Source organism: Pseudomonas moorei (assembly GCF_008801475.1).
Lineage (GTDB): Bacteria > Pseudomonadota > Gammaproteobacteria > Pseudomonadales > Pseudomonadaceae > Aquipseudomonas > Aquipseudomonas moorei.
In genome coordinates this window covers 338,666-356,913 of record NZ_VZPP01000003.1, presented here as the reverse complement: position 1 = coordinate 356,913, position 18,248 = coordinate 338,666, and the positions used below count along the sequence as shown (strand labels likewise).

The window sequence follows — 18,248 nt, the reverse complement described above, 5'->3', positions numbered from 1 at the left end:
AAAAACCGTCAATTGGTCTGGAGACGGGTGGTCCACGGTTTTTCCGTCGAATTGGACCTGTAACGCACAGGCAACAACGGATAACGTCAATTGCACATCCGTGCTGCACGAGACCCGCCATGAACCCCCGTCTGGATTACTACAGCGCGTCACCCAAGGCGATGAAAGCCATGATCGCGATGGAGGCCTTGACCAGCAGCTTGAGCATCGAGCCGGCGCTGCTGCACCTGATCAAGATCCGAGCGTCACAGCTCAACGGCTGTGCGTTCTGCACCGACATGCATTCGGTGGATGCGCGGCGCCTGGGCGAAACCGATCGGCGCCTGTATTCCATTGTCGTATGGCGTGACAGCAACTTCTTCAACCCGCGCGAACGGGCGGCCCTGGCCTGGACCGAGGCCGTGACCCTGCTTGCCGAAAGCCATGTGCCGGACGATGTCTACGAGCAGGCGCGAGCGCAATTCAGCGAAGCTGAACTGGTCGACCTGACCATCGCCGTCACGACCATCAACAGCTGGAATCGGCTGGCGGTGAGTTTCCGGCAAAGCCCCAGTACCTGATCGGTTTGTCATACGGCTTTCATGAAGGGTGCGCAGGATGGATTGCACCGATAGACGGACAGGGAGTCATCGATGTCAATCATGGAAGCCGGCAGCCGTCGGCTCATTGCCGAGCACTGCGCAGCCATCGAGAAAAGCGTTTCCTGGCGGACACTGGCGGCGGATCTCGATCCGGTGCTGGCCCAGTGTTTCAACGTCACCGCTCGTTGTGGCTGTTTCATGCAGGCGGCGCGGAGCCTCAATATCAAGGCGACCCGCTTGCGCAAGCAATTGGCGCAGCTGGAAACACAGCTGCAGTGTTCGTTGTTCAGCCCCTCGGACAATGGCGTTGCCCTCAGTCGTGACGGGCTGCAGCTGCATTCGCAATTGATCGCACTGGCCCACGAGCGCGACTTGCCGGTGATCGAACAACCGCTGGTGCGCCTGGCCGTCGCCGAATCGATCCTGCACGACATTCTCGGGCGTGACCTGGTGGCCTTGCTACGGCGCAACGCCAGCGTGCGCCTGGACATCATCAGCCTCGACAGCGAACTGTCACTGCGAGCGGTCAGTGCCGATGTGGTGTTGTGGTTGGCCGGCACCGACTCGCCGCTACCCGGCCCGAGTTTTGCCATCAGCGAACCCCGGCGCCTGGCGCGTCTGGACTACCTGCCGCACATCGCCAAACGTTACTCAAGGGTCGCTTCGCGCCCGGACAGTCTCGATGACCTGGCCGATTTCCTGCTGGTGCAGTGGCAGCATGATCGGCAGGTCGACTGTTTTCGCCCGTGGAACAACCTGGTAGACCAGCGCCTGGCCGGGGTGGTGCAGTTGCATTCCTATGAACTGATGCTGGAGATGATCCGTTGCAGCGCCTGCATCGGCCTCTTGCCCGGCTACATGAGCCGTTTCGACCGTGGCTTGATCGGTTTGCCAGGGCTGTTCAACGCACCGATGCAGCGTCAGGTCTGGCTGGCGGTGAATGTCCACTCCGAGGGGGATGAGCAGGTTCAGATGATCGTCGAATTGATCAACAGTACCTTCAACGAGCGCCGGGAGTGGTTCGAAGGTTGAGCCCGATCAAACTGCGGGAGCGAGCCTGCTCCCACAGGGGGCTCGCCAGCCGGGAAGGATGCGATATAGAGTGAGCGGCCATGTCTGTATCAAGGATGAGTCACCCATGCCCGCCATCGATCCTGTCATCACCCTCGAACGCTTCAACGAATCCCACATTGAAGGCATCACCGCGCTTTACCACGACCCCATGGTCGCCCGGCAGACGCTGCAAATGCCGTTTCCGTCCCGCGAGACCTGGCGCAAACGCCTGGCGTCGGACAACGAACGAATCATTCAATTGGTGGCGCTGCACCAGGGCGCCGTTATCGGCAGCATCACCCTTGAGCAGTTTTCACGTGTCCGTCGTGGCCATGCCGGTACGTTCGGCATGGGTGTCGCGCAGGCGTGGCAGGGCAAGGGCGTCGGCACCAAACTGTTGGCGGCGGCGCTGGATATCGCCGATGACTGGATGAATCTGCGGCGGATCGAACTGTCCGTCTATGCCGACAACGAAGCTGCCATCGGCCTGTATCGCAAATTCGGCTTTGAAACCGAAGGGATCTTGCGCGATTACGCGGTGCGTGACGGGGTCTTCGTCGATACCTTGAGCATGGCGCGCCTGCGTCGCCCACCCAAGGCCGATTGAATCAGCGGTTCAGGACAACGCCAGTGCCGCTCGTGCTTTTAGTCGTACGCCCGCGGCGCGCTTCTGCCATGCTCAAGGTCCGCAGCACCGCTTCAATCAAAGGAACACCGCGATGGACGACGTACAGCAACTGGGCGAGATGCTTCGTCATTACGCAGACAGCGAAGCGCACAAGAAACAACTGTTCGAGACGCAATCGGCCGAATGGGCCAAGCGCATTGGCGAACTGTTCGATCAGATCCAGCAGTGGCTGGAACCCGTCAAGGCGCCGAATCTGCTGGAGGTCAGTCGTGAAGCCTATGTCGCATCGGGGCCGAGCGTGCCGGTGGAAACCTCCACCTTCAATACCGAAAAACTGAGCATCCTGATCGCCGGCAAACCGGTGGAGTTCGTGCCGGATGTGATGGGTGTTGGCGGGCAGATTTCAGTGGCGGTAATGGGCTTTACCGCTGCACGCTACGGCAGTGTTTCGCTGGTTTGCCTGCCGCCGTCGGACGGCTGGCAATGGCGCAAGACCAACGGCTTGAAGGACCCGGATACCTTCGCCTTCGACGCGAATTTTCTGGCGCAGCAGTTGCAGAGCCTGATTCCCCGCGAGCGCAACTGAATTCACTGAGCGATGCACAGGCCCCTGTGGGAGCGAGCCTGCTCGCGATGAGGCCAGTTCAGACAACACTGATGTTGAATATCAGACCGCCATCGCCAGCAAGCTCGCTCCCACAGGGGTTGGCTGTTGTATCAGAGTTCGAGGTGACCCCATCCTGGCTTCGGCTCTTGCGGGGCGACGGCCTTCACCGTCTTTCCCGTCGCCTGTTCCACCCGCCGCGCCACTTCCGGGTCATCGGCAAATGGCATCAGGCTGGCGTCATCGAGGCTTTGCGCCGAATGACTGCTCAGGCAGTACTCGACGCCCAGCCACAGGCAAACCGCCCCCAGAATATTCAGTGCGATTTCGATCATCAGGCGATCTGCGCCTCCCGTTCGGCCATTCGCACGTCGGCCACCCGTACCGTGCGCCAGACGTTGTAAGCCATCAGCAGCATGCCGCCGAGGAAGAACACGCCACCGGCAAAGCGCACCACAAACCCCGGATGACTGGCCTGCAAGGCTTCGACGAAGGAATAGGTGAGGGTGCCATCGTCATTGATGGCCCGCCACATCAGGCCCTGGGTGATGCCGTTGACCCACATCGAGGCGATGTACAGCACCGTGCCGATGGTCGCCAGCCAGAAATGCAGGTTGATCAGTGGCGTGCTGTGCATCTGCTCGCGACCGAAGACTTTCGGCACCATGTGGTACGTCGCGCCGAAGGTGATCATCGCCACCCAGCCGAGGGCGCCGGCGTGCACGTGGCCGATGGTCCAGTCGGTGTAGTGGGAGAGGGCGTTGACGGTCTTGATCGCCATCATCGGCCCTTCGAAGGTCGACATGCCGTAAAACGCCAGGGACAGCACCAGAAAGCGCAGGATCGGATCGGTGCGCAATTTATGCCAGGCCCCCGACAGGGTCATCATGCCGTTGATCATGCCGCCCCAGCTCGGAGCCAACAGGATCAATGACATCGCCATGCCCAGTGACTGGGCCCAGTCCGGCAGCGCGGTGTAGTGCAAGTGGTGCGGACCGGCCCAGATATACAGGGTGATCAGCGCCCAGAAATGCACGATGGACAGGCGATAGGAATACACCGGACGTCCCACCTGTTTAGGCACGAAGTAGTACATCATCCCGAGGAAACCGGTGGTCAGGAAGAAACCCACCGCATTGTGTCCGTACCACCACTGCACCATGGCATCGGTGGCCCCGGAATACACCGGATAGGACTTGAACCAGCCCACCGGGATCGACAGGTGATTGACCACGTGCAGCATCGCGATCACCACGATGAACGCCCCGAAAAACCAGTTGCCGACGTAGATGTGTCGGGTCTTGCGCCGCACCACCGTGGTGAAGAACACGATGGCATAGGCGACCCAGACCACGGTCATCCACACCGCGCCGGAGAACTCGATCTCGGCGTATTCCTTGGTCGTGGTGTAACCCAGCGGCAGGCTGATCAGCATGATCACGATCACCGATTGCCAACCCCAGAAGGTGAACGCGGCGAGTCTGTCCGAGAACAGTCGCACTTGGCAGGTACGCTGCACCGCGTAGTAACTGGCCGCGAATTGCGCGCTGCCGGCAAAACCGAAAATCACCAGGTGGTGTGCAGCGGGCGTAACCGGCCGAAGGTGGTCCACGGCAGATCAAGGTTCATCTGCGGCCACACCAGTTGCGAGGCGATCCATACGCCCATCGCCATCCCTACGACGCCCCAGATCACCGTCGCCACGACGAATTGGCGCACGACCTTGTAGTTATAGGCCTGCCCGACAGTTGTTGTGCTCATGCTCAATGCTTCCACGGTTGCAATGCCGTGCACTGTAGAAACCGGGGTGAAAACAAAACAGGCTCAGGAAAAGTTCATTAGTGCGGATCAGATTGAAAATGACCATGGCCTGGATGATCCACCTCTGATACGGCTTTTAAACCAATATCTGAATCTGTAATGAAAATGAGCGCCGGCCCATAGTGCTACCTCCTGTAGGAGCGAGCCTTCTCGCGATGGGCGTCAACGATGACGCGGGCTCTCTGGATGCCCCCGTTGCCTGTGCGTTTTTCGCGAGCAGGCTCGCGCCTGCAGGGTGATGTGCCAAATCCTGATGAGGTAGCCACATGTATCAGTACGACGACTATGACCGGGCGCTGGTGTTCGAGCGGGTTGCGCAGTTTCGCGATCAGGTCGAGCGCTTCATCGCGGGGGACCTGAGCGAGGAAGAGTTCCTGCCGCTACGCCTGCAGAATGGCCTGTACATGCAGAAACACGCCTACATGCTGCGGGTGGCCATCCCTTACGGCACCCTGAGCGCCCGGCAGATGCGCACGCTGGCGAGCATCGCCCGCGACTACGACCGTGGTTACGGCCACTTCACCACGCGGCAGAACATGCAGTTCAACTGGATCGAACTGGCCGAAGTGCCGGATATCCTCGAACGCCTGGCCCGGGTGGACATGCACGCGATCCAGACCTCCGGCAACTGTGTGCGCAACATCACCACCGAAGCCTTTGCCGGGGTCGCGGCCGACGAAATGATCGACCCGCGCCCGCTGGCGGAAATCCTGCGGCAGTGGTCGACCATCAATCCGGAATTCCTGTTCCTGCCGCGCAAGTTCAAGATTGCCATCTGCTCGGCCGAGCAGGATCGGGCGGCGATCATGATGCATGACATCGGTCTCTATCTTTACCCTGGCAGCGATGGGCAAATGCTCCTGCGGGTCATCGTCGGCGGAGGTTTGGGGCGCACGCCGATCCTCGGCTTGCAGATCCGTGAAGGCTTGCCGTGGCAGCATTTGCTGTCCTACGTCGAGGCGGTGTTGCGGGTCTACAACCGCCATGGCCGGCGAGACAACAAGTACAAGGCGCGGATCAAGATTCTGGTCAAGGCCCTGGGCATCGAGGCGTTCGCCCGGGAAGTCGAGGAAGAATGGCAGTACCTGCGGGACGGACCGGCACAGTTGACCCAAGACGAGTACGAGCGAGTGGCTGGTGCCTTCGTCGCGCCGCCATACCGCGAATGGGCGGACACCTGCCTGGATTTCGGCACACAGTTGAGCGCGCACCCGGCTTTCGCCCGTTGGGTGCAGCGCAATGTGCAGGCGCACAAGGTGCCGGGATACGCCAGCGTGGTGCTGTCGACCAAACCCGGCAGTGCCGCGCCGCCGGGCGATGTCACCAGCGAACAGATGGAGGCGGTGGCCGAATGGGCCGAGCGCTTCGGGTTCGCCGAGATCCGCATTGCCCACGAACAGAATATCGTCCTGCCGGACGTGCCCAAGGCCGACCTGTTCGCGCTTTGGCGCCTGGCCTGCGAGCACAACCTGGGCAGCGCCAACGTCGGCTTGCTGACCGACATCATCGCCTGTCCCGGTGGCGACTTCTGCGCACTGGCCAACGCCAAGTCGATCCCCATCGCCCAGGCCATTCAGGCGCGTTTCGACGACCTCGACTACCTGCACGACCTCGGTGACATCAGCCTCAATATTTCGGGCTGCATGAACGCCTGTGGGCACCATCACATCGGCAACATCGGCATCCTGGGGGTCGATAAGAACGGCAGCGAGTGGTACCAGATCACCCTCGGTGGGGCCCAGGGCAAGAACAGTGCGCTGGGCAAGGTCATCGGCCCGTCCTTCAGCGCCGCCGAAGTGCCCGGGGTGATCGAGCACATCATCGATACCTTTGTGCGTTACCGCGAGAGCGAGGAGCTGTTCGTCGATACCTTGCAGCGCATCGGCCTGGAACCGTTCAAAGAGGCGGTTTATCCGAAAACGCTGGAGGTATCGGCATGAACAATCTGTTGCGTCTGCAAGAGGGCGTGGCGCGGATTATAGAGGACGACCCATGGATGCTGGTCCGGGACCTGGAGGCGCCATTGCCGGCGGGCAAGCTGATCCTGCCCCTGGCCCGTTGGCTGGAAAACTCTCGGCAACAAGCGTTGTGGCTAGGGCCGGACGATGACGTGGAGAGCCTCAAGCCGTGGTTGGCCGAACTGCCGCTGATCGCCGTGGACTTTCCGAGTTTCCGCGATGGTCGCGGCTACAGCCAGGCGTACTTGCTGCGCACTCGATTGGGCTGGACGGGCGAGTTGCGTGCCATCGGTGACGTGCTGCGCGATCAGCTCAGCCACATGCGTCAATGCGGCTTCGACAGCTTCGCGGTGCGGGCGGATAAGTCTGCCGAGGATGCGTTGAAAGGATTGGCCGGCATGAGCGTGCTTTACGGTCGTTCGGTGATAGAACCGCGGCCGTTGTTTCGGCGGCGGTGACTCAGATGGGGTGTTCACAATGTGGCGAGGGCGCTTGCTCCCGCTGGGCCGCGCAGCGGCCCCAATATTTAGTCAGACACGCCGTGCGAGCAGGTCTTACGACTGCTGCGCAGCCGAGCGGGACGGTGAGGTGATCCGACTAGCTCCCTCGCCACAGCAGCACAGCAGCCCACAATCACTTCAATGCCGGATCGCCCATGTTCATTTTCTTCCAGCCCTGCAACAGCACCTGCGCTTTCGGTTCCTGACCATTGTTCAGGTAGTACTGGATCAACGCCAGGCGCGCATTGCGGTTGGCCGGCTGCACTTTCAATAGCCGTTCCAGTTCTTCGCACGCCTCATCGACTTTGCCGCTGTCGTGCAGCGCCACAGCCAGCACGTAGCCAAACTGGGCACTCTGCGGTTCCAGTTGCGCGGCTTTGCGCAGGAAGGGCATGGCCTGGGCGGATTGGCCCGCGCGTACCAGCGACAAGCCCTGGGTATGTTGCAGCAGGGCGGCGTCCGGGTGCTCTTTGAGGCTTTGCGCCAACAGTGCCTGTGCTTCCTGTCCGCGGCCATTGGCCTCCAGCCACTGCACCAGCGTCACCAGTGCCGGGTAGAAACCCGGATCACGCTTGAGCGCGGTTCGCAGTAAGCCTTCGACCTCGCCCGTGCGCCCGCTGGCCTGATACAGCATGGCCAGGTTGAGGTTGGATTCGGCACGTTCGGCCAGACTCTTTTGCACGCTTTCGTACTCGGCGATGGCCGCCTCCCAATGGGCCCGGGCACTGCCCAGACCCGTGTTCGCGACGCTGAGCAAGTCCCGGGCCGCGGCAATGCGCACGGCTTTCACCGGATCGCTGAGCAACGGCGACAGCAAGGCGGCGCGCTCTTCGGGCGGCAGGAACGCACTGATGGCATGGACCGCGCTTTCCCGCACTTGCGGCGCTGGATGGCTCAGGTCCCTGGTCGCCAGTTTCAACGCCTGCTCGCTTGGATACAGCGGCAGCTCGGCGAGCAGGGTCGCCCGTTGAATCGCCGGCAGGTTGCTGCGTTGCAGTTGCTCGTAGAGCGCCTGCGCCGCGCCTGGCTGGCCGTTGCGAATCAGCCACAGGCTTTCGTCGTAGCGGGGGGCCTGGACGGGGCTGGCGTTGGCGGTGTTCCACAGCTTGAACTGCTCGGTGACCTTGTCGCCAGCCTTGCCCTGGTGGCAGCTCAGGCAGGCGTCCGGTGTACCGAGTCTTGCCGCACGCTCGGGGTTGGGAATACTGAAACTGTGGTCATGGCGGAAGTCATTGCCCATGTAGAATTTGCCGGGCATGTGGCAATCCACGCATTGCGATCCCGGTTGGCCCATGGCGTGACGGGTGTGTTCGATGGAGTCGTAATTCTTCGCTTGCAGGCCCTTGCCATCGACGGTTTGCACGGTCGTCTTGCCGGCGGTGTTGTGACATTGCAGGCACACGCCGTTACCCGGCGCCTTGAGCTCGGCGCTGTGCGGGTTGTGGCAATTGCTGCAGCGCACCCCCTTGTCGAACATCTTGCTCTGGGCGAAGGAGCCGTGTTCGAACACTTCGTCCTTGATCTTGCCGTCCAGGGCATACAGCTCGCGGGTCAGCGGGCTCGGCAGGTAGTCATCCATCAAGCGCTTGCCAACGGTGTAGCCGTCGTCCAACGGCGCGCGGCGCGAGTGGCAGCGGGCGCAGGTCTCGATTTCGACGGTGGCGTTCTTGTCCTTGAGATCGACGGCAAAACCGGCGTGGATCAGATCGGTCTTTTTCGCGGTCCATTCCAGGTGGTTCGAGGCCGGGCCATGGCACGCCTGGCAACCGACCCCGAGGCTGTTCCACTGGCTGTCGAAGGTGTTCTTCGCCGCATCGAAATTACGCTTGAAACCGGTGGTGTGGCACTCAATGCACATGAAGTTGGCGTTCTGGCTCGGTTTGCTCCAGTGCAGCGGGTCCTTGAAGGTCACGCCCTGGCCCGGATAGAGATGAAACCAGCGGTGCTTCTCGGTATCCCAGGCCACGCCCAGGGCTTGCAGGCGACCTTCACCGACCTCGATCAAATACTGCTGCAAGGGGGCAATGCCGAAGGTGTAGGCCACCTTGAAGTCGGCATTCTTGCCGTCGCTGCCGGGGGTGTTGACCCAGAAATCGTCGTCCTTGCGCGAAAAACGGGTGGTTTCGTTTTCCGCCTTGAAGGTGACGTTGTTGAAATCACCGAGCATGGTTTCGGTGTTGGCCGGTTGCATCGCCAATTGGTGATGGGAGCCTTGCCAGTCCTTGACCTGCGCGCTGTGGCAGCCCTGGCATTGTTGCTCATCGACCATTTTGGCCGGCGCCAGGGCAACGGGCTGCGGTGGCGCCTTGACCGGTTCACCCACGGCCTTGCTGACCGGTGCGTAGGTCAGGGGGGCCGGATTGCCGCTGAACAGAAACCAGCCGATGCCTGCGACCGCCAACAGCAAAATGCCGATGGTGACGGGAAACAGGTAGCGCTTGATCAGGGTCGGTTGCGAGTCAGGGCTTGTGTTTGCAGCTTTATTTTTATGTTTCGGCATTGCGACTTCCGTGGTCCAGGTGCGATTGCCGTCAGGCGGGTTCAGCGAGAGGCAGCTTTGCCGGATGGCCGGCGTCTGTCAAATGACGCTTGTGATCGGTTATGCGGCGTTGGATGAATAGAGTGAGTGTTGATAGTGATGCGTTGAGGGAGATGGCCCCTTCGCTGGCAAGCCAGCTCCCACAGGTGGCGTTCCGACTATGGCGGTCTGATGGTTACCAGATCAATCCCCGCCAAACCAGCGGAAATACGGGTTACCGCCATCCCCGCGCATCACCTCGCGAGCATCCCTGGCCCAGGCATCACGGTCACCCTCGTAGGCATGCAGGCTCGCCCGATAGAACTGCATCAGGCGTTGCTGGTGGGTGTTCATCCGTTCGATGAAAGCGGCGTCAGCGTTGACCAGGGGCGGGGCACTGCGCAGATTCAGCAGCGCCGGAAGCACGCGGGTAATTTCCTTGTCCCGTACCCAGGGGGCGTATTCGATTCGTGGTTGATCGTCGGTCACCGGTGGCGCATCCGCAGCGAAGCGTTCAAGGCCGGCACGATCGGTGACCCAGGTCGCCAGCAGCGCGGCCGCCGAGCCGATACCGACATCCTGCAAGGTGCTGCGCACGCTGTCCTGCTGGAAGCGTGCGCTGATTTTCGCCGCATCCAGTTCCATCGGCTCCAGCGAACCCACCAGCAGCATCTCGTGGAACTCGCTGGTCCACAGGGTGGCGTAGGGGAAGACATCAAGGAAACTGCGCACCAGCGAGCGTGAGTCGTCGATGTTTTGCGTCGGCAACGGCAGCCATTGGGCGACCAGGCCCTGTTTCTGCAAACGGCTGGCCGCCAATTGGTAAAAGTCCCGGGAATACAGATTGACCACACCGGCAGCGGACGGCGGTGGTGGTTCGAGGGTGATCAGGTCGTACGGCTGCGGGTTGCGCAGCAGTTCCTGGCGACCGTCGCGCAGACGGACATCGACACCGGGATCGCTGGCGGCATTGAAGTTGCCCTTGAACAAGGGCGCGGCCTTGACCACCGAGGGCAACAGTTCGGCGACGACGCGATGTTCCAGGCCCGGATAGCGGGTCAAGGCGCCTGCGGTGATGCCGGTGCCGAACCCGATCACCAGCGCCGAGCGCGGTTCTCCGTTGTGGATCAGCAGCGGCAACAGTGCCTGGATGCGCATGTAGCGCAGGGATGGCATGGCGTCGCCGGTGTTGGACACGCCCTGGATGTACAGGCGCTGGAAGGCTTTCTGGCCTTTGCCCTGGGTGACCACGGCAACCGTGCCGCCGCGACCTTCCTCATAGAACGCCAAGGTGCCGTTGCGGGCACCGGGCAGCAGGCTGGCCAGTTTGTCGACCGGGGTCAGCAGTGCCAGCACCACCGATAACAGGCCGACCGCGACCACGCCCTGACGCCGGCCTTTCTTGACCCCATGCCCCTTGCGCACGGCGAAGTAGCCGATCCCGGCGGCGATGATCGCCAGCAAGCCAAGGGTTCGCACCAGCCCCAGCAAGGGGATCAGCACAAAGCCGCAGAGCATCACCCCGATAATCCCGCCCAGGGTATTGAACGCCACGACTTCTCCCACATTGCGCCCCACATGGTCGCGCCCGACGCTCAAGCGCAGTGCCACGGGAAACGCCGCGCCGAGCAGCACGGTCGGCACGAACACGATGCTCAGGGCGGCGACCGCAAAGCGTGCGCTCATGCCCAGTAACTCACTGGCGCCCAACGACAGCACCCAGGCTTCGACCAGGCTCTGGGCGAGCACCAGCCAGCGCCCGAGCACGGCGATTTCCAGCAATGCGATCACTCCTGCGCCGGCGATCAGCAGGCCGAATACGCCCCAGGGATCGCGCAGCCGATCAACCCGTCGAGCGAGCAGCGCGCTGCCCAGGAACAGCCCGGTAAGGTACGTCGCCAGCACCACGGCAAAGGCATAGGTGCGCGTGCTCATGAACTGCACGATGGACTGTGACCACACCACTTCGTAGCCAAGAGCCACGCCACCGGCAATTGAATACAGCCACAGGGCCAGGCGATCCGGTGCCTTGTCCGTGTGGTGTTTGACCGGTGCTTCAACCGGCAGTGAACGATGGCGGTGGAACCACAAGGCTCCGGCAGCGGCCAGCAGGTTCAGCATCGCGGCAGCCAGGGCGCTACCGCGCACGCCGAGGGTGGCGATCAGCACGAACGCCGCGAGCAGGGTGCCGGCGATGGCGCCGGCGGTATTCGCCGCATACAAGTGTCCGCCAGCCTTGCCCAATTGTTGCGGGTGACTGGCCAACGAACGAACCAGCACGGGTAAGGTGCCACCCATCAACAGGGCGGGAATGCCCACCAGGGCAAACGGCAACACCCAGGCCAGCAGACCGATGTGCTGTTCCAGCCAGGCGAAAGGACTGGCCGCCAGGCTCATGGCGAAGGTTGCGCCGACGCCGAGCACCGCCACCAGCACTTCCAGCCCGGCATACAGCAGCACCGGTTGCTGCAAGCGGTCCGCCCAGCGGCCGAACAGCAAGCCCCCCAGGGCCAGGCCTGCAAAAAACGCACTGATGCCGGTGGTGATGGCGTACACCTCGACGCCCACCACCAGTGACAGTTGTTTGATCCACAGCACCTGATACACCAGTGCCGCGGCACCGGAGACGAATAGCAACAGGGCGGGGATCAACAGCGCCGGGGAGGCGACGTGAGGGGCAGGTATGGCCGACGACTTGCTGGCGACACGTGATGACATGGGGCTGATGCCTTGTACGATTTTCGGATTGAAAAAAATCTATAGGCGCTGGCTCAGACACTCTGTCTGTCGACCGGACGGTCGCCATCGCTGGCAAGCCAGCGCCTACAGTTGTGCGCTTTCAGAAAAAAGTCCGCTCGCCGGTGAAGGCGAGCGGCGGTCAAGCGGTCTTACTGTGCAGCTTTCATCTTTTCGGCAATCTTGGCATCTACCGCGGCACGAATCTGGTCAACACTGAAGCTGGCCGGTTTCTGGCTAGGTGGATACTCGATGAAGGTCTGCAGGAACTGCGCAGATTTGGTCACTGCCTGGGCAACCAGATAAACGTTTTTGGTGGTCCAGTCGTAATACTGGTCAGACACGATGTCCGCCCGTTCGTACGGGTCCATCCGCAGGTTGAAGATTTTCGGTACCCGCAGGCAAACGAACGGTTCGCTCCATACTTTGAAGCCGCCCGGCGCACGCTGCTCGCAGAACACCGCTTTCCAGTTGCCGAAACGCATCGACACCAGCATGCCGTCATCGTTGAAGTAGTAGAACTCCTTGCGTTCGCCTTTGGGTTGCTGACCGGTCAGGTAGGGCAGCTGGTTGTAGCCGTCCAGGTGCACCTTGAAGTTGGTCCCGCCAGACGTCGGTGCCCAGCCCTTGAGCAGTTTGTCTTTCACATCGGCATCGCCGGCAGCGGCGAGCAGGGTCGGGAACCAGTCCATGCCCGAGAACAGCTCGTTGGACACTTCACCAGCCTTGATTTTGCCTGGCCAGCGCACCATGGCCGGTACGCGGTAGGCGCCTTCCCAGTTGGAGTTCTTCTCGTTACGGAACGGTGTGGTCGCCGCGTCCGGCCAGGAGAACTGGTTCGGGCCGTTGTCAGTGGTGTAGACGACGATGGTGTTGTCAGTGATCTTCAGGTCATCGAGGGTCTTGAGCAGTTTGCCGACGTCGCCGTCGTGCTCGAGCATGCCGTCTGCATATTCATTACCGGGCATGCCGCTCTGGCCCTTCATCGAATCGCGTACATGGGTGAACAAGTGCATGCGGGTAGTGTTCATCCAGACGAAGAACGGTTTGTCCGCCTTGGCCTGCTTCTCGATGAACGCCTGGGCGGCGGCGGTGGTTTCGTCGTCGATGGTTTCCATGCGTTTTTTGGTCAAGGCACCGGTGTCCTCGATCTTGCCGTCGGCGAAGCTGTGGATCACGCCGCGTGGAGAGTTGGCCTTGACGAACTCGGCGTCGTCATTGGGCCAGTACGGACGTTCAGGCTCTTCTTCGGCATTGAGGTGATAGAGGTTGCCGAAGAACTCGTCGAAACCGTGGTTGGTCGGCAGGTACTCGTCCTTGTCGCCCAGGTGGTTCTTGCCGAACTGGCCAGTAGCGTAGCCAAGGCCCTTGAGCGCCTGGGCGATGGTGATGTCACGCTTTTGCAGGCCGACAGGGGCGCCCGGAATGCCGACTTTCGACAGACCCGTACGCAAAGGTGTCTGACCGGTAATGAACGACGAGCGCCCGGCGGTGCAGCTGTTCTCCGCGTAATAGTCGGTGAACAGCATGCCTTCCTTGGCGATGCGGTCGATGTTCGGCGTCTTGTAACCGACCACACCCATGGAATAGGCGCTGATGTTGGTCTGGCCGATGTCATCACCGAAAATCACCAGAATGTTGGGTTTTTCCGCGGCCACGGCAGTTGCCGAAATCGCCATGACCGAAGTCGCCACCAGGGCAAGCTTGGGTAACCATTTGCGTATGCGAGTCATCTGACTTGCTCCTTTTGCTTACGTCGCTCGGTGCGACAAACGTTTATTGCGGTCCTGCGTTACGCTTTTTTTTATTGCACTTGCTCAGGTGTGGCGGCATCGAACGGGTAGATCCGACGCCATTCGGTCGCCATGTCGACGACCGTCCAGCCACGTTTGTTGGCTTCGTCCAGGGCCTTGTCCAGTCGGCCGATCTGCGACTCGCGGTCATAGGCCCACTCGCGTTTGGCGTCGGTGTGATGCACCAGGCCCATGAAGCGTTTGCCCGGCCCGGCAGCGGTCCACTGCAGCATTTGCAGGTCGCCGTCGGAGTTGCCGAAGGCCAGGATCGGCCGCTTGCCAATGACGGCGTCGATGCTTTCCGGTTTGCCCGGCCCGTCGTCGTTGTGCGCCAGTTTTCGCGTGCGCAGGATCGACGCCTGGCCATCCTTGTACTGAAACGCCGTGACGAAAGTGGTGCCGATCACCCGCTCGGGCGGGATGCCGTAGACCTTCTCGGCGAAGGCGCGCATGAAACCGGTGTCGCCACCGGAGACGATGTAGGTCTTGAAGTCTTCACTGCGCAGGTAGTCGAGCATTTCCAGCATTGGCTGGAAGATCATCTCGGTGTACGGCTTGCCGGTTTTCGGATGGCGCGCCTGGCTCAGCCAGGTCTTGGCGTAGTCGTCGAAGGCCTCGGTGGTCATCCCGGTGTGGGTCGCACCGAAGATCTTCATCATGCCGTCCAGGCCGGTGGCCGCCAGCGCTTTGTGATCGTTTTCCAGCACCGCCTGGAACGGTTGGGTGGTTTTCCACTCCGGGTGTTGGGGCGCGGTGCGCTTGACCTCTTCCAGGGCAAACAGCAGCTCGAAGTACATCGGTTGCTCGCTCCACAAGGTGCCGTCGTTATCGAACACGGCGATGCGATCCTCGGGGTTGACGAAGTCCTTGCTGCCTTGATCGGTCACCGCCTGCACGAACTCGATGATGTGTTTTTTCGCCGGGCCGTCGTTCCAGGAGGGCAGGGGTTCGGCGGCCTGAGCCATTAGGGGCAGGCTCAAAGCCAGGGCCAAGAGCAACTTCAGCCCGTGGAAATGACGGTGCGCTATCGGGTTCGTCATGGGAATTCCTTCTCGTGCCCGGGGTTGAGTGGTCGCAATGCGGGAGCGACTGATTCTTTGTTGTGTTCGGCCTGACTATGCAGCGTAGTCAAGGATTCCTTGAGTTGGTGCAGCGCCTGATCTTTGGTGGGCTCGCGGCCGTAGCAGGCGCGTAGAAAGGCTTGCAGGCGCGGGCCGAAACCCGTCAGCTTCAAGCCCGTTTGGCTACGTCGGGTCCACAGGTACAGGGCGCTCAATTGTGGCGGTTCGGCTTCAAGCTGCACCGGGATTTGCCGCCAGGCGTAGTCGGCAGAGGCCATCCAGGCACTATGCCGCGCCTGACGCCGGGCCTTGGCCCTGAGGTACGCGCGATGGACGAAGGGGCGGGCAAACCAGGCAAGTAGCGCCACGCTCGACAGCAACGCCAACAGGCTGAAAGCAAAGCCCGAAAGGTGCAGGCGATGGGGCTGACCGAGTTGCTTCAGGTCTTCGCTGATCGAAAACACCGGCCGATAGGCACTGTTGGCGGCGGCGTCGAAGTTCACGGCGGGCACTTGTGCGGTGCGGGTTTGCTGGCTGCTGGCGTCCCACCATTTCAGCTTGATGGCCGGCAAGGTGTGAGGGCCTTCGGTGTCGATGCGGTAGGTCACGCTGTCGATACGCTGGCCGCCGGTGAAGTGGCCGCGGCCGTCGTCCAGGGTAGCGACCTGCGGGTTCTTGGCGTATCGACTGAGGCCGGTGACATCCCCTAGCGAAGGCGTCGGCAATGACATGGCCAGGGCGCCGTCCGCTTGCAGTGTCAGTTGCCGGGTGACGCTGTCGCCGACCTTCAGCGGAGTCGCGGAATTGATGATTTGCTGGGTGAAACGCAGTCCCTGGGCGACCAGCACCGGTTCGCCGGGCGCGAAACCCGCTGGTTGCGCCGCCGTGAAGTGCAGCGGCTGGCTCTGGGCGCTCAGTTCGACGCTGGCCTGACCCGGGGTGGCGCGCACGCTCAAGGCGGGAATGTCGAAGCCCTGCGCCACATTCGGTGTGATCAGGTAGCTGTAGCGCATGCCGTTGAATGACTGGCCGTCGAGCGTCTGGTTCAGGTGCTCGGCGTGGCCGTCCGGCGGCATCACCAGCGCGCCGGGCAACGTGAACTCGGGCAGGGTAGGGGCGTTGGTGAACCAGGTGTCGGTGAGGATATCGAGGTGCAATTCGACCAGGCTGCCGACCATGGCGGTGTCGGCCGGTTGCAGGCTGGTCTGGACACGCAGTTCGGGTTCGGCGGCGAGAGCGGTGGTGCTGATCAGGCACAGGAGCAAGGTGCCGAGTATTGTGTTGCCCGGGCAGGAGCCTTCGCGGGCAAGCCCGCTCCCAGAGGTTGCGCGCCGTTCATGTCGTTTGGGGACGGCAACGATCCCTGTGGGAGCAGGCTTGCCGGCGATGGGAGTGACTGGGTCTCGCAGACTGATCATGGCTTCACTCCTGCCTGATCCTGCAAACTGAATTTTTGCTTCAAGAATTTCGCTGGCGATGTCGTGAGGTTCTGCAGCCACTGTTCATCCGAGGCTGCCCGATCGGTTTGCACTGTTCTGCTCTGGCCCTTGCCGGGTGCCTTGTCCATCTTGATGGCGTCCGGTTTGACTTTGGGGGCGTTTTTTTCGGCGCTTTCGGTGTCTTTCTGCAAGGCCATGGCCAAGGCCAGGTTGGCCGTGGCTTCAGGGAACTGCGGCTGCAATTTCAGCGCCTGGGTGTAGGCGGCGATGGCCTCGTCGAATTTGAAGCGGCGCACGTAAATGTTGCCCAGGTAGAAATACGCCTGGGGCGTTTCCAGGCGGGCGAAACTGGCCAGGGCCAGGTCGAAATCAGCGGCGTTGTACGCAGCAATGCCTTTCCAGTACGGGTCAACGAAATGTGCTGCGGCTTGTGGGAAGTGCCCGTGCTCGAATGCCCATCGGCCTTGCTGGTCCGGGGTAAGAAACGCGTCGGTCAGTGCGTTGGCCTGTGCGGGTGACGGTTGCAAGCCAATACCCATGGCCAGTAAAAAGCCGGCCATCCAGTTCAGGCTCCAACCCTTGCGCACGCTGAAGAACGCGATCAACAGCAACGGCCAGCACAGCCAGTATCCGGCGTCTTTCCAGTGCAGTTCGCGCTGTTCGTCGCTGGCACTCTGGAAATGCTGCTGGGCGTGCAGTTCGATCCAGTCCAGATCGTCGTTATTGAGGGTCAGGCTGCCCAGTGGTGCATCCAGCGTTGAGGCGAGCTGCTTGAGGGCGGCCTGATCGAAGCTACCCAGCGCCGGGCGACCGTTGCTGTCGGTGCGCGGCTGGCCGTCGGCAGTGTGGATGATGCCGCCGTCCTCGTTGCCAACGGCCAGGATCAGCACTTGCAGCGCGCTGTCGTCCAGCTGTTTGTCTAGACCCGCCAGCGCCGATGTGTCGGCACCGTCGGTGATCAACAAGAGCGTCCCCGGCGCTTTTTCGGCACTCAGCAAACGCTTGGCCTGATCGATGACTGCTCCGACATTTTTCCCCGGTTTGCCGATCAGATCGGTGCCCAGTGCCTGGATAAAGGTATCGAGCAGGGCCGGGTCATCCGTGGGCGGCAACACCAGGTGCGCACTGCCGGCATAGGCGATCAGCGCGTTGCGGGCGCCGGCGCGACGCTGGATCAGGTCATGCAACTTGTGTTTGGCCGCTTCCAGGCGTGTCGGTTGCACATCGTTGGCGTCCATGGACGGCGACAGGTCGAGGGCGATGATCAACGGCGCCCGGTTTTGCAAAAAATCAGGGCGATCCTGCTCCCAGGTCGGTCCGGCGGCGGCCAGCGCGCCGAGCGCCAACAGCGCGCAAACCAGATGCACCGGGCGCAGCCACTGTTGATCCTGCGGGGCAATCAGGAGGTGCGGCAGCAAATGCTCGGCAATGTTGCTGCGCAATCGCCGCTGCAAGTCGCGGCTGCGGCGCCAGAGCCACGGCAGAACGGCGGCGAAGGGCAGCAGTAACAACCACAGTGGACGCAGGAAATGGAAGTCGCTGAGGTTGATGTCCAT

General features: G+C 61.8%; 13 protein-coding genes and 1 pseudogene. 6 read left to right on the top strand and 8 right to left on the bottom strand.

What is annotated here, in order from left to right:
- Window positions 1-119: 119 nt before the first annotated feature.
- The 4 genes from F7R06_RS07000 (at window position 120) to F7R06_RS06985 (ending at window position 2,848) form a co-directional block, all read left to right on the top strand.
- On the top strand, window positions 120-560 hold the full coding sequence (locus tag F7R06_RS07000) for a carboxymuconolactone decarboxylase family protein (protein WP_090320965.1): 441 nt from the start codon (window positions 120-122) through the stop codon (window positions 558-560).
- Between the two features lie 72 nt (window positions 561-632).
- Window positions 633-1,613 (top strand): LysR family transcriptional regulator, encoded by a 981-nt coding sequence (locus F7R06_RS06995; RefSeq protein WP_090320968.1) that lies wholly within the window; start codon window positions 633-635, stop codon window positions 1,611-1,613.
- A 106-nt stretch (window positions 1,614-1,719) separates the two neighbouring features.
- The gene (locus tag F7R06_RS06990; RefSeq protein WP_090320971.1) at window positions 1,720-2,241 is read left to right on the top strand and encodes a GNAT family N-acetyltransferase; all 522 of its coding nucleotides are present in this window, start codon (window positions 1,720-1,722) and stop codon (window positions 2,239-2,241) included.
- 112 nt (window positions 2,242-2,353) lie between these two features.
- On the top strand, window positions 2,354-2,848 hold the full coding sequence (locus F7R06_RS06985) for a hypothetical protein (protein ID WP_090320974.1): 495 nt from the start codon (window positions 2,354-2,356) through the stop codon (window positions 2,846-2,848).
- Between the two features lie 131 nt (window positions 2,849-2,979).
- Here F7R06_RS06985 and F7R06_RS06975 read toward each other — a convergent pair whose 3' ends face one another.
- Both F7R06_RS06975 and ccoN read right to left on the bottom strand, forming a co-directional pair.
- Entirely contained in the window at window positions 2,980-3,201 is a 222-nt protein-coding gene (locus F7R06_RS06975) for a CcoQ/FixQ family Cbb3-type cytochrome c oxidase assembly chaperone (RefSeq protein ID WP_090320977.1), read from the bottom strand.
- Window positions 3,201-4,627: pseudogene (gene ccoN, locus F7R06_RS06970) on the bottom strand (cytochrome-c oxidase, cbb3-type subunit I). Before ccoN ends, F7R06_RS06975 begins: the two are co-directional and overlap by 1 nt.
- Window positions 4,628-4,953: 326 nt before the next feature.
- On the opposite strand from ccoN, the gene F7R06_RS06960 reads away from it, so the two are divergent.
- Window positions 4,954-6,627 carry a nitrite/sulfite reductase gene (locus F7R06_RS06960; protein WP_090320980.1) on the top strand — a complete coding sequence of 558 codons (1,674 nt, stop codon included), beginning with the start codon at window positions 4,954-4,956 and terminating at the stop codon, window positions 6,625-6,627.
- A complete protein-coding gene (locus F7R06_RS06955) occupies window positions 6,624-7,103 on the top strand; it encodes a DUF934 domain-containing protein (RefSeq protein WP_090320985.1) in 480 nt (159 codons plus the stop codon). Before F7R06_RS06960 ends, F7R06_RS06955 begins: the two co-directional genes overlap by 4 nt.
- Before the next feature lie 175 nt (window positions 7,104-7,278).
- Here F7R06_RS06955 and F7R06_RS06950 read toward each other — a convergent pair whose 3' ends face one another.
- From F7R06_RS06950 to F7R06_RS06925, 6 genes are all read right to left on the bottom strand, one after another.
- Window positions 7,279-9,645 carry a tetratricopeptide repeat protein gene (locus F7R06_RS06950; RefSeq protein ID WP_090320989.1) on the bottom strand — a complete coding sequence of 789 codons (2,367 nt, stop codon included), beginning with the start codon at window positions 9,643-9,645 and terminating at the stop codon, window positions 7,279-7,281.
- 222 nt (window positions 9,646-9,867) lie between these two features.
- Window positions 9,868-12,381 carry a fused MFS/spermidine synthase gene (locus tag F7R06_RS06945; protein WP_090320992.1) on the bottom strand — a complete coding sequence of 838 codons (2,514 nt, stop codon included), beginning with the start codon at window positions 12,379-12,381 and terminating at the stop codon, window positions 9,868-9,870.
- 170 nt (window positions 12,382-12,551) lie between these two features.
- On the bottom strand, window positions 12,552-14,132 hold the full coding sequence (locus F7R06_RS06940) for an arylsulfatase (protein WP_090320995.1): 1,581 nt from the start codon (window positions 14,130-14,132) through the stop codon (window positions 12,552-12,554).
- A 71-nt stretch (window positions 14,133-14,203) separates the two neighbouring features.
- Window positions 14,204-15,232: an HAD family hydrolase gene (locus tag F7R06_RS06935; protein ID WP_090320998.1), complete on the bottom strand. Its 1,029-nt coding sequence runs from the start codon at window positions 15,230-15,232 to the stop codon at window positions 14,204-14,206.
- Window positions 15,229-16,671 (bottom strand): BatD family protein, encoded by a 1,443-nt coding sequence (locus F7R06_RS06930; RefSeq protein ID WP_090321001.1) that lies wholly within the window; start codon window positions 16,669-16,671, stop codon window positions 15,229-15,231. Before F7R06_RS06930 ends, F7R06_RS06935 begins: the two co-directional genes overlap by 4 nt.
- Window positions 16,668-18,248 carry a VWA domain-containing protein gene (locus tag F7R06_RS06925; protein WP_090321003.1) on the bottom strand — a complete coding sequence of 527 codons (1,581 nt, stop codon included), beginning with the start codon at window positions 18,246-18,248 and terminating at the stop codon, window positions 16,668-16,670. Before F7R06_RS06925 ends, F7R06_RS06930 begins: the two co-directional genes overlap by 4 nt.